At 64.0% G+C, this 12,468-nt stretch carries 10 protein-coding genes; 9 read left to right on the top strand and 1 reads right to left on the bottom strand.

The window, feature by feature from the left end; all coding sequences use genetic code 11:
• Nucleotides 1-2: 2 nt before the first annotated feature.
• On the top strand, nt 3-1,814 hold the full coding sequence (locus tag JM946_RS16405; RefSeq protein ID WP_203168421.1) for a CocE/NonD family hydrolase: 1,812 nt from the start codon (nt 3-5) through the stop codon (nt 1,812-1,814).
• A 2-nt stretch (nt 1,815-1,816) separates the two neighbouring features.
• On the opposite strand, the gene JM946_RS16400 is transcribed toward JM946_RS16405, so the two are convergent.
• Nucleotides 1,817-2,518 (bottom strand): GntR family transcriptional regulator, encoded by a 702-nt coding sequence (locus tag JM946_RS16400; RefSeq protein ID WP_203168420.1) that lies wholly within the window; start codon nt 2,516-2,518, stop codon nt 1,817-1,819.
• Between the two features lie 78 nt (nt 2,519-2,596).
• Here JM946_RS16400 and JM946_RS16395 point away from each other — a divergent pair, with 78 nt between their 5' ends.
• From JM946_RS16395 to JM946_RS16360, 8 genes are all read left to right on the top strand, one after another.
• A complete protein-coding gene (locus tag JM946_RS16395) occupies nt 2,597-3,715 on the top strand; it encodes a CapA family protein (RefSeq protein WP_203168419.1) in 1,119 nt (372 codons plus the stop codon).
• Nucleotides 3,703-4,188: a TRAP transporter small permease gene (locus JM946_RS16390; RefSeq protein WP_203168418.1), complete on the top strand. Its 486-nt coding sequence runs from the start codon at nt 3,703-3,705 to the stop codon at nt 4,186-4,188. Before JM946_RS16395 ends, JM946_RS16390 begins: the two co-directional genes overlap by 13 nt.
• Entirely contained in the window at nt 4,185-5,477 is a 1,293-nt protein-coding gene (locus JM946_RS16385) for a TRAP transporter large permease (protein ID WP_203168417.1), read from the top strand. Before JM946_RS16390 ends, JM946_RS16385 begins: the two co-directional genes overlap by 4 nt.
• Complete coding sequence (locus tag JM946_RS16380; protein ID WP_203168416.1) at nt 5,474-6,655, top strand: 2-hydroxyacyl-CoA dehydratase family protein; 1,182 nt, start codon at nt 5,474-5,476, stop codon at nt 6,653-6,655. Before JM946_RS16385 ends, JM946_RS16380 begins: the two co-directional genes overlap by 4 nt.
• 90 nt (nt 6,656-6,745) lie before the next feature.
• Nucleotides 6,746-8,926: a CaiB/BaiF CoA-transferase family protein gene (locus JM946_RS16375; RefSeq protein ID WP_203168415.1), complete on the top strand. Its 2,181-nt coding sequence runs from the start codon at nt 6,746-6,748 to the stop codon at nt 8,924-8,926.
• The gene (locus JM946_RS16370) at nt 8,923-10,212 is read left to right on the top strand and encodes a 2-hydroxyacyl-CoA dehydratase subunit D (protein ID WP_203168414.1); all 1,290 of its coding nucleotides are present in this window, start codon (nt 8,923-8,925) and stop codon (nt 10,210-10,212) included. Before JM946_RS16375 ends, JM946_RS16370 begins: the two co-directional genes overlap by 4 nt.
• The gene (gene dctP / locus JM946_RS16365; RefSeq protein WP_203168413.1) at nt 10,209-11,249 is read left to right on the top strand and encodes a TRAP transporter substrate-binding protein DctP; all 1,041 of its coding nucleotides are present in this window, start codon (nt 10,209-10,211) and stop codon (nt 11,247-11,249) included. The genes JM946_RS16370 and dctP overlap by 4 nt, the downstream gene beginning before the upstream one ends.
• Nucleotides 11,246-12,454 (top strand): CaiB/BaiF CoA transferase family protein, encoded by a 1,209-nt coding sequence (locus JM946_RS16360; protein ID WP_203168412.1) that lies wholly within the window; start codon nt 11,246-11,248, stop codon nt 12,452-12,454. The genes dctP and JM946_RS16360 overlap by 4 nt, the downstream gene beginning before the upstream one ends.
• Nucleotides 12,455-12,468 lie beyond the last annotated feature (14 nt).

Below are 12,468 nucleotides of genomic sequence, written 5' to 3'. Positions count from 1 at the left end.
CGGTGCTGACCTCGCTCATCCGTGCAACGTTGGCGACCAGCCTGTGCCTGTTGCCCCTGCAGCCAGGCATCGCCGCCGAAGCCAAAGAGTCGCGCCCCGGCGTGTACCGGGGCTACTCTGAAGCGCGTTTCAGCGAGTGGCAAAAGGCCTCGCAATACGTTGCGATGTCCGACGGCGTGAAGCTTGCGGTGGATATCTATCGCCCTTCGGTCAACGGCCGCGCCGTCGATGAGAAACTGCCGGTCGTCTGGATCCATACGCCGTATCGCCGCGCCTACACGGATTCGAAGGGCCACATCGTCAATCCGCTGGAGCGGCTGAATCTCATGCCGCTGCTCGAACACGGCTACGTGCTCGCCGCCGTCGACACGCGTGGACGAGGCGCCTCGTTCGGCGCGCGCCGCGGCTTCCAGGACCGCACCGAAGCGCGCGATGCATATGAGATGACCGAATGGTTCGCCAGGCAGCCCTGGAGCACGGGTGCGATCGGGGTAGCCGGATGTTCCTATCTGGGCGGCACGACGTGGCATGCCGCCACCATGATGTCGCCGCATCTGAAGGCCATCGCGCCCGGCTGCACCGATTTCGACAAATATGGCTTCGTCAGTCGCGGCGGCATCACTGCGCAATTCAACACGCGACCGGAAAATCCCGGTCAGGATTTCGGCCAGGGCGTCGTCCCGGTCGAGTCGGACACCGACGGCAAGCTTGCGCAGGCCGCAATCGCCGAGCACGCCAAAGGCACGCCGATGGCCGAGCTGTGGGCAGGCATGCGCTACCGCGACGATGTGTCTCCGCTGCTCGGCGTGCCTTTCTGGCAGGAGGCCAGCGTCGCAACCTACGCGAGGCAGATCGAGCGCTCCGGCGTGGGCATCTTCATCTGGGGCAACTGGATGGACGAAGGCAGCTTCGAGGCCACGCTCGCATATAACAACCTGAGCAATCCCCGCAAGCTGTGGATGGGCGAATGGGGACATTGTGAGGTGGGCGACTTCCCCATGGCCACCGAGCTGCTGCGCTTCTTCGATCATTTCCTGAAAAAGATCGACAATGGCTGGCAGCGTGAAGCGCCCATCTACTATCGCACCCTCAATGCCTCCGCCGGTCAGGAGTGGAGCAGCACTGATCGTTGGCCGCCGGCCAGCGCTCGAAATCAAACATTGCACCTGGGAGGCGGCGCGGCGCCCGGCGTTGCAGGACAGCTCAGCAGCAAGCGTGATGGCAAGTCCACCTCACCCGATCGGTTCGTGGTCGACTACGATCCAAAGTGCAGTCGGCAGACCGATCTTTACTTCCTGATGTGGCCCTGCGTGGTGGACAAGCACGGGCTCAGCTACGCCACCGCTCCGCTGGGCGCTGACACGCACATCGCCGGCCATCCCATCGCGGATCTCTGGATCTCCGCCGATCGCAACGACGCCGACCTGTTCGTGTACCTCGAAGACATCGATCCAAGCGGCGCAGTGAGCATCGTGACTCACGGTCGTCTGCGCGCTTCGCATCGAAGCGAGCAGCGACCACCGTACCGCAACTACATGGGCCTGCCCTATCACCGCGGCGAGCGAGCCGATGCACAACCGCTCGTGCCGGGCGAGCCGTCCAGGATGCGACTGGATCTGTTGCCGACCTCCACTATCATCAAGGCCGGCCATCGCCTGCGCTTGACGGTGGCCGGAGCAGATCCGCGCCAGCGCTCGCGCAATGTGACGTTCGATCCGCCGCCCACCCTCAGCATCCATTTCGATCGAGAGCACGCCTCCCAGCTGACGTTGCCCATCGTCGGCCGATTTGCCGAAGGAGCGCGCGGCGAGTGAGGCTATTTGATATCCAGATCCATCGCCGACAGCGTTTCCAGGCCTTCAGCGATATGTTCGCGCATCAGCCGCTCGGCGTCCCTGGCGCGGCCGTTGACGATGGCTTCGGTGATCTTGCGATGGCCGGCGTTTGCGTTGTCGATGCGCCGCGCGCTGTAGAAGGTCGCGATCAGCAGCCGGTAGATGGGGATGCGCAGCCGCTCCAGAAACATGCGAATGAACTCGTTGCCCGAGCCCTCGATGATCAGCCGATGCCATTCTTCATTGAGGCGCGCAAAGCGCTCGTGGTCGACGCTGTTCTCGATGCCGTTCAATTCAGTCTGGATTTTCTGCAGGCGCCGCTTCAGCTCGGGCTTGTCGGCGGCCGCGAAGTCCGCCGCAGCCATGCCTTCCAGCGCCATGCGCGCGCGATACATCTGCCGCAAGTCATCGTGAGTGAAACGTTTGACTGACGCGCCCCGGAATTCCTCGATGGTGACCAGCCCTTCGCTCGCCAACCGCTGTAACGCCTCGCGCACGCGACTGCGCGTGGCGGTCGGCAGCTCGCGCATGATGTCCGCCTCCACCAGGCGTTGGCCAGGCACGAAGCTGCCACGGCGAATCCGTTCTCGGATCCAGTCCATCACTTCGGTCGCGGCCAGCGGCTCGGCTCGAGCGGCGGCGCGTGCTTTGGTTACGGGTCGGCTGTCAGTCTTGGCTGGCATGAAGGCTCACTGCCGCGGCGGCGGCGTGGGTGACAATATGATCGATAGTTTGGTCGACAATCAACGAGTGTGTTACGGATGGGCGATGCCCGGGGGCGCGGCATGGAGCTGATCTTCACCGGCGACCTGATTCTCGATGAGCCGCAGCCAGACCACTGGCTCGCTGGCATCGCCCCGGCGCTGCGCAGCGCCGATCTCGCCATCGGTCATCTGGAAGTGCCCCACACCGCGCATGTCGAAGAGGTTCGCGATGACGTGCCTGCGCCCGGGGCCGATCCGGCGCATCTGCCGGCACTTGCGCGGGCCGGCATTGGGGCCGTGACGCTGGCGGGAAATCACATTGCGGATCTGGGGGCGACCGGCATCGCGGACACCGTCGCCGGATTGAGGGATGCGGGGATCGCATACACCGGCGCGGGCGCGACGCTCGCAGAAGCGCGTAAGCCTGCGATCGTAAATTCCGGCGGCAAGCGCATCGCCATTCTGAGCTACAACTGTGTGGGGCCGGAAAGTTCGTGGGCAGGCACGGATCACGCCGGATGTGCATATATTCGCGTCGAGCCTGTGGACGGCGGCCCCATCCGCCCCGCGGCTGCGCTCGAGCGCATCGATCCGGCCTCGCTCACAATGCTTGCAGAAGATATCCAGGCCGCGAAGGCGCGCGCCGATCTCGTCGTCGTTGCATTCCACAAAGGGATCGTGCACACCCGCGCCAGGCTCGCGCCGTATGAACGTCCACTCGCGCACGCAGCCGTCGACGCCGGCTGCGATGTGGTCGTAGGTCATCATGCCCACATCATTCGAGGCATCGAGTTCCATCGAGGCGTTCCTATTTTCCACGGACTAGGAAATGGTTGCGTCGTCACAAGTGCCTTGAGCCCGGATCAGGCATCCCCGGAGCGCGCCGCCTGGGCTCGCAAGCGCAAGGAGTTGTTTGGCTTCGAGCCGGATCCTGCGTATGTGCTCGCGCCATTCCATCCCGAAGCGGTTAACGCGCTACTCGGTCGACTGCAAATCGATGCGCACGGCAATGTTCGAGCGGGATTCATTCCTGTACACGTCGATCCTCCCGGCCGGCCGCGGATCGCACCCGACGCCGCTCAGCGTATCGCCGACTACGTTCAAGCCATTGGCGTCGAGGCAGGCTTGCCGCCACTGACCATGCAAATCACAAGCGAGGGCGTGTGGCTGAGCTGAACGACGCTTCCGGCAAGGGCCAGACGCGTGGCCCGTTGTTCTACATCGGCGCCGCGGGCCTGGTATTGGCAATGGGCGTCGAGACGCTCGCGGTGCTGGGCCGTCATGCAGGCATCCCGCTGCTCGGCGCATTGGAACTCATTCAGGCCTGCATCCTGTTGATGGCCTCGGCTGCCATGCTGTCCGCCACCATGAATAACGGCCACGCGACCGTGACGTTGCTGACGACGCGCGTCAGCGAGCGGGCCCGTCAGTATCTGCACGCGTTCGCCCATCTGTTGTCCGCGTTGTTCTTTATCGGCCTGAGCGCAGGCGCGCTGTGGCTTCTCCTCGAGACATGGAACGACTACGAGCAAAGCGAGCTGTTGCACATCCCCTTTCGTCCGTTGCGCATCGTGTCGTTTCTCGCCGCGGTCGCCATCGCATTCGTGTTTCTGCGTGACATGTGGCGCTCGCTGCGGGGTCGCGCATGAACGGCGTGCTCGGCGTCCTCGCCCTACTCGTCCTGCTGACGCTGGGCGTGCCCATTGGCGTCGCCATGGGCGTGGTCGGAATGGTGGGCCTGATCCTGCTGCTCGGGCCGGAGCCGGCCATCATCAAATCTGGCGTGGTGCTGTTCGAGACGATCACGCGCTATGAGCTCGGCGTGCTGCCGATGTTTCTATTCATGGCGCACCTGTGCTTCGCGGCCGGCGCAAGTCGCGACTTCTTCGAAGCGGCGGCTCGCATGGTCGGACATCGTCGCGGTGGACTGGCGATTGCGTCCGTCGCCGGTTGCGCCGGCTTCGGCGCGATCAGTGGATCGAGCCTTGCGACCGCGGCCACGATCGGATTGATCGGCTTGCCGGAGATGCGCAAGCGCGGCTATTCCGATGCGTTGGCGACGGGAGCGATCGCCGCCGGCGGCACGCTGGGATCCATCATTCCGCCCTCAGGCGCGCTGATCGTGTTCGGCATTCTTGCTGAGCAATCCATCGGCAAGCTGTTCACGGCGGCGATCATCCCGGGATTGTCGCAGGCGCTGTTCTACGTCATCACCATCGTGCTGTTGTGCCGATGGCGTCCATCCATCGGACCGGCGACGGCGCGCGCGCCCTGGCCCGAGCGGCGCGAGGCGTTGTTTCGAATTCTCGATCTTGGCGGGCTGATCCTGGTGGTGTTGGGCGGCATCGCATTCGGCTGGTTCACGCCGACCGAGGCGGCATCCGTCGGTGCGACCGGGGCGCTTCTATTGTGTGCTTGGCGGCGGAAGTTGAATCGCGCCTCGCTGCAGGAAGCGCTGGCGCAGACGCTGCGCACGACCGGCATGATCTATGTCGTGGTCATCGGCGCGCTGATCTTCGCCGTCTTCATGAGTTACACCGGGCTTGCGGATCAGGTGGCCGCCTTCATGGAGGGACTGCCAGGCGGGCAGTTGCTGGCCATCGTCATCATGACCGTGCTGTTGTTGCTGCTCGGCTCGGTGCTCGACGGGCTGGCGCTGATGCTGCTCACCACGCCCATTCTGCTGCCCATCGTGACCAATCTGGGGTTGTCGCCGATCTGGTTCGGCATCTATCTGGTGCGCACCATGGAGATCGGCTTCGTGCATCCGCCGATCGGCATCAACCTGTACGTGATTCAGGGCATCGCCAAGGATGTTCCGCTGGGACGCATCTTCAAAGGTGTGGTGCCGTTTCTGGCGGCCGACCTGTTGCATCTGTCGTTGTTGATTGCCGTGCCGGCGCTGGCGCTGGCGCTGCCGGGGTGGTTGCATCAATGAGTTTACCGGCGCTGTTGGATCGGGTGTTGAGCGCGCCGCTCGCTGGCGTGGGATCGCGGCGGGCGATTGGCTATCTCGGGTGGGATGTTCCCGTCGAGCTCATTCTCGCCGCTGGCGCGGCGCCTGTGCAGCTCGCCTCGCTGGCGGCTCCAGACGACACTGTGCTGGCTGACCGCTATCTGGAGAATAGCTTCTCGGCGCAGAGTCGGACGATTGCTCAGTGGTGGTTGAGCGGCAGGCTCGATTCGCTGTCAGCTGTCATCTTCTCGCGCAGCGACGATAGCGCGCAGAGATTGTATTACTACCTCTGTGAGTTGCAGCGCTTTGGCGAGTGCAAGGGACCGCAGCCTTTGCTCTATGACCTGGCGCGTATTGGACGCGGGACGAGCGTGGAATATACCGTCGAGTCGACGCATTCGCTGGCCACGGCGCTCGGCGCCGATGCAGGGCTCATTGATACGGCGATTCAGCGAGTATCGGCTCGGTTCGATCTGCTCGGCGCGCTTGCTAAGTTGCGCGGTGCGGCCGCGGTTCCTTCAGGGCGGCTCGCGCATCGAATCATTCGCGCGGCTCGGGCCGACTGGTCCGAGGCATTCGACGCCTCCTTGCGCGAGTGGCTCGCCGCGGCCGCCACCATGAAGCCGCGCAAGCGCGTGCTGCTTGTGGGCAGTGTGCCGGCCGATGATGAGTTGCACGCGGCGATTGAAAACGATGATGTGGTTGTCGTCGGAGAGATCAACGAGGCATTTGTTTCAGCTGAATCGACGGCAACGGAAATGTCCTCGCACGCACGGCATGCCGGCCGCGGAATCTCCTCGCGCGCACGCCCTGCCGCTTCAGGCGTCGACGTTGGATCGCCGAGCCACGTCAGCGGTTTATCGGCATCTCGCGGCATCGAGGCGGTGGCGCGACGTTGTTATCAACAAACGGCCGTGGCGCGCGAGCTCCTGCAATCGCCTGCCGAGATCGTCAAGGTCGCCAAGGCGCTGCGCGCCGACGCCGTCATCGTCTGGATGGTCGCAACCGACACCGGCCTCGCCTGGGAAGCGCCCCGCATCGAGCGCGCTCTCCGCGACGCCGGCCTCCCCACGCTCATGCTCACATCGCAGCCGCAAGCATTGAGCGCAGCAGCCCTCACTCAGATCGCGCAGTTCCGAAACGCACTGGAGGTTGCATGAAGCCAATGCAAGATTCGCAGCTCCGAGCCGCGCTGGAGATTGCATGAAGCCAGTGCAAGATTCGCAGTTCCGAGCCGCGCTGGAGATTGCATGAAGCCGTTGCAAGATGTGCGTGTGCTGGCACTGGATGGCACAGCTGACAGTGCGCTCGCGCGTCTGCTCGCCTCGTTTGGGGCCGACGTTCGAGCCGTGGATGTTTCATCGCTCGCGAACGAGCTGCCTGACGCGCAGTTTCTGATCGAGAGCCTCGGGTTGCCCGCCCTGCAAACGGCTGGGTTCTCGAGAGCGCGAATCGAGCAAATGAATCCGCGATTGATTCATGTCTCGGTGACAACCTTCGGCAGCGAAGGCCCCCGAGCCGCGTGGCACGGCGGAGAGTTGATTGCATCGGCCATGGGGGGAACGCTTCGGGTGACAGGGGATCCGGACCGGCCCCCAGTGAAGGAAGCGCTGGACGCCTGCTGGTTTCACGCGGATATGGTGGCGGCTGCCGGCGCGATGGCGGCGTGGGTCGATCTGGCGAATACCGGCCGCGGCCAACACGTCGACGTCTCGGTTCAGGAAGTCGCGTTCTCACGCAACGTCAACGGCGTGCTGGTCTGGCAGTTCGATCGTCGCAAACTGCATCGAGTGGGCGGCGCGTTGAACTACGGGCGCGCCACCGTTCGCTGCATCTGGCCGCTCGCTGACGGATTTTGTTTCCACACGCTGATGACGGGCCGCTTCGGCGCGCCCGCCAATCAGGCCCTGAGCGATTGGATCGACGAGGCCGGACTGCCCAATCCGCTGCAAGGCGTCGACTGGTCGAAATACAACCGCTCCACGCTCGCTCCAGAAACACGCCGCGAGTGGGAGCAAGCCATCGAGGCCTTTTTCTCTACGCGCACGCGACACGACATCGCGACCGAAGGTCGGCGCCGAGGGATCAACGCCACTGTGGTCGCCGAGCCTGGCGACGTCCTTGCGGATCCTCATCTTCAGGCGCGCGACTTCTGGACAAGAAACAATGCAGGACAGCGCATACCTTCGCGCTTTGTCGCCATGATCGAAGGCGAAGCCGGCGCATCGGTGCGCCCGGCCACATCCACGAGTAGGCGTCCCGGCCCACTGCAGGGCTTGCGGGTGCTCGATTTCTCCTGGGCATTGGTGGGCTCGATCACCACCAAAGTCCTTGGGGACCTGGGCTGCGAAATCATCAAAGTCGAAACCCGCAGCCGTCCCTGCCTTTCTCGCATCGACGTCCAAGTGAGCGCCTCACGCGCGGACAGCTTCGATGACAAGCCCTGGTTCGCGCATCTGAATACATCGAAGCGCAGCCTCGCCCTCGATCTGAAGCTGCCGCAAAGCCGCGAGGTGCTCGAGCCGCTGCTCGATTGGGCGGACATCGTGGTGGAGAATTTCTCGCCCGGCACCATGGCCAAGCTCGGCCTCGACTATGCGTTGCTGCAGAAACGTCACCCGGGGTTGATCATGGTGTCCGGCAGCGTCTATGGACAGACCGGACCGCTGGCGGAATCGTGGGGCGTGGATGGCACGGGCGCCGCCCTCTCGGGCCGAACGTTTCTCACCGGCTGGCCGGATCGCAATCCGGTCATTCCCGGCGCCGTTCCTTACGGAGATGTGATCGTTCCCTATGTGATGGCGGCCGCGACCGCCGCGGCCGTGGACTATCGCCGCCGCACCGGCAAGGGATGTCACATCGACGCGGCGATGTACGAGATCTGTGTGCAACAGATGCACGACGCCATCGTCGCAGCAGCGCGCGGCGAACGGCCGACGCGCCAAGGCAACGACGACGCCCGAACGTTTCATCAAGGGGTCTATCCCGCCGCCGGAGATGACCAGTGGGTCGCCATCCGGCTCGGCTCGCAAGCAGACTGGCAGCGCCTTTGCGCAATCGCCAAGCTCGATGCAACCTCCTCTCCCCAAGCAGCCAACGTCGCGCTGAGCGCATGGTGTCGTGAACACGACCCGCACGCACTGATGGAACAGCTGCAAGCCGCAGGCATTGCAGCGGGCGTCGTGCAGGACATCGAGGACTTGATCGAGCGCGACCCTCAGATCAATGCGCGCCACGCGCTGCTCGATCTGGATCATCCGCTGCTGGGAACGTTCGGCCATGTACGCACGCCGATCAGCTTCTCGAGCAGCGCCACAGCGCCCTATCGCGCGCCTTCCATCGGCGAGCACAGCATCGCGATCGCCCGGGAGTTGTGCGGTCTGAGCGACGCCCGCATCGACGAGCTGCAACAGCTCGGAGTGTTTCGATGAGCACACATAACGGCGGCCAACGCAGCCGCAAAGATCTGGAATGCACGTCGGCGGCCACCGCGTATCAGCGCGACTTCGTCGCCGATCTGAAGCGTCGTGTGATCGACGCCGGCGAGCCCTTCGCCATCGCGCAGGCCGACACGCCGCACGAGATCTTCCACGTCATGGACATTCCACTGGTGACCAATCAGTGGTGGTCCGCGTACATCTCGGCGAAACAGCTTTCCAAGCACTACGATCAGGTGTTGGGCGATCTCGGCTATCCGGCCAATCGGTGCCGCTATTGCTCGCTGGGTCTGGCGTGCACGCTGGACAACAATCCCCGTGTGGCGCCCTGGGGCGGCCTTCCCAAGCCGACCGTGCTGGTCGCGCGTCTCACCTGCGAATGCATCGAGCACGTTTTCAGCCAGTGGGCGACGGCGCTGGGCAGTGAGTTCTTTGCGCTGGAGGCGCCGGGCTGGCAACACAAGGACCCGCAGTGGTTCCGCCACTCCAACCAACGTTGGGAAGAAGTATTCGAGCAGCGTCGCATCGAACTGCTCGTGGCCGAGATGCGCCAGCTGATCGCCCTGCTGGAGGATCGCACTGGCCGCAAGTTCGATGAAGACAAATTCCTGCAGCTGATGCTCGCCATCAACGAACAGGAAGGTTATATCGCCGAAGCGGCGCAAATGATTGGCGCCGCCCGGCCCTGCCCCGTTTCCATTGCCGAGCAGATGCCCAACACCATGATTCCCCAGTGGCATCGTGGCTCGCCCTGGGCCGTGGCTCATGCGCGATGCTTTCGCGACGAAGTGAAACAACGCATCGCGGACGGCGTCGGCGTCGGCGTCCGGGAACGTCTGCGTCTGATGTGGATCGGCGCCGGCTTGTGGCACGATCCAGGGTTCTACAGCGCCTTGGAAGATCGTTACGGCGCAGTGTTCGTGTGGTCGATGTACATGCCCTTCGCCGGCCCACAATACATTCGCGAGTTGCACGACCGCCCGCTGCACGCACTGGCCAGTCGCATCTGCTCCATGAACGAAGTGCTGCATCTGCCGCCCTGGATGAATGAATGGATGGTCAGCGAGGCGGATCGCTGTGACATCGACGCCGCCGTCATGCTGGTGCCGCCCGACAATCGACTGTCTCAGTCCGGCACCAAACTGACCGAACACGCGCTGGCGCGAGCAGGCATTCCGACGCTTGCGTTGTCCGCGGATATGGTAAGCGCCAAGGACTGGAGCCATGAGCGCATGGTCGAGCACGTCGCGGGCTTCCTGCGCCAGGAGGGCCTGCTGTGAGAGCCCTGCTCGCCCTACTTATTATATGTATGGCGGGTTGCACGCAGCCGACACCTGGCGTGACGGTGCTCACCTATGCAAGTCCCTTCAGCCCTTCTCACCCCTTCAGCCGTGCCGACCTCGCCTGGATGCAATGGGTCGAGCAACAATCCAACGGGGCCATCGACATCCAACCGTACTGGTCCGGCTCGTTGCTGTCCTCCGAGCACTCCATGCACGAGCTGCGACATGGCGTTGCCGATATCGGCCTGATCACACCCATCTATGCCCGCGGCGGCGCTCATCTCATCCGGGCGCAGGCCGGATTCTACGGCGGTTTGGAAACGTTCCAGCAACAGACCGCGATGTGGCGTTGCCTGGTCGCGGCCGAGCCGCAGTTCAAGCGAGAGCTGCACGATCTGAAGATCCTCGCCGTGCAAGGGGGAAATCTGCCCGGCATCGTTACTCGCGATCGCCCCGTGCATAGCCTGGATGACCTGCGTGGCCTGCGGCTGCGCGCGCCATCGGAGTTGCTCGCCGTGCTCGAGAATCTCGGAGCCGACCCCGTCGACATGCCGATGGGCGAAGTCTATTCGGCGTTGGCCAAGGGCGTGCTGGACGGCGTCATCGCGCCGCCCGATACATTGCGATCGCTGCATTTCGCTGAAGTGGCGAAGTACTTCAACACCATCAAGATTCCGCGCGGCGCCTACGCGGCCCGCGCCATGAGCGAGCGTCGCTGGCGCACGTTGACCGATGCGCAAAGAGATCTGCTCGAGCGTAGCACCGCAGTGTGGGAGCAGGCGCTCGCGTCGGAGCTGTTGGTTGCAAACGAAGCCGGCATGGCGGCCGGCCGCGAGCACAACATCGAATTCCACGACATGCCATCAGACCAACAGGCGCGCTTCGACGCGCTATACGAGCGCGACGGAGAAGTCCGAGCCCGCGAGCTCGCCCGCTTCGCCATCGATGGCATGCCCGCTTACCGCCTGGCGCGCTCACTTGCCGCACAGGTCAAGGACGACACCGGCATCCGCTGCAGCAGAGATGAAACATGAGCCTACCGCTTGAAGGCATTCGCGTCGCCGACTTCACCCATGTGATGGCAGGGCCGTTCGCCACCCACCTGCTGCGACTGCTCGGCGCGGAGGTGATCAAGATCGAAGCGCCGGGGCGCGGCGACACTATGCGCAGCTATGGAAACGATCGGCGCTATGACGGCATGGCTCCGGCGTTCATCGCCGTCAACGCGGGCAAAAAATCCATGACGCTGGATCTCAAGCAACCGCTCGCGCAGGAAGCGGCCCGGCGTCTGATCGCCACCTGCGACGTGCTGGTCGAGAACTTCAGGCCCGGCGTGATGGCGAAGTTCGGTCTCGACTATACATCGGTGCGCGCGCTGCGCCCGGAGCTGATCTACTGCTCCATCTCCGGTTACGGCCAGAGCGGTCCCCGTCGTGACTGGCCAGCTATCGACAACATCGTGCAGGCCACAACTGGCATGATGACGTTGGGAGGTACGGCGGGAGACGCGCCGGCGCGAGTGGGCTTTCCGGTGGTCGATACGCTCACCGGTCAAACGGCCGCCTTCGCCATTCTCGCGGCGCTGCTGCGGCGGCAGCGCGAACGTCGAGGCGAATACATCGATGTGGCGATGTTCGACGCCAGCATGGCGTTCATGACGTCCGCCGTCGTTCCTTACCTCGTGACGGGCAATCCGCCCGAGCGCACAGGAAACATCGGTTACAGCGGTCAACCCACGTCGGCGGTATTCACCGCCAGTGACGGCCGGCAGATTTCACTCGGCGTCGTGCAGCAGGCGCAATTCGAAACGCTGGCCCGCGAGGTCGGCTGCGAAGATTGGCTGAGCGATGCCCGCTTCCTAACCCCGGATCTGCGCCGCAAACATTCCGCCGAGATGCGCCTGGAGTTGGAAGGCGTCTTTCACCAGGCGCCCGCTGAGCAATGGGAGTCGAGGCTGAGCGCGGCAGGCATCCCCTGCGGCATGGTTCGTAATGTCACCGAGGCGGTGTCGTTGCCTGCGCTCGAAGCGCGCCGGCTGAAACTTGACCTCAGCATCCCCGGCTTGCCGGAGCGCGAGCAGGTCAAGATCGTCAACGCAGGATTTCTGTTCAGCGAGGACACGCCCGGCGTGAACACGGCTCCGCCCCGCATTGGCGAGCACAGCCATGAGATCCTCGACTCGCTGGGTTTCAGCCCCGCGGAAATCGAGCAGTTGCAGCCTCCGAAGCGAGAGCGATAGCGACGTTTTCCCGT

Origin of the sequence: Steroidobacter gossypii, assembly GCF_016801985.1 — a bacterium.
Taxonomy (GTDB): Bacteria; Pseudomonadota; Gammaproteobacteria; order Steroidobacterales; family Steroidobacteraceae; genus Steroidobacter; species Steroidobacter gossypii.
The sequence above is the reverse complement of the archived record's forward strand: the minus strand, read 5'-3'. Positions and strand labels throughout refer to the sequence as shown.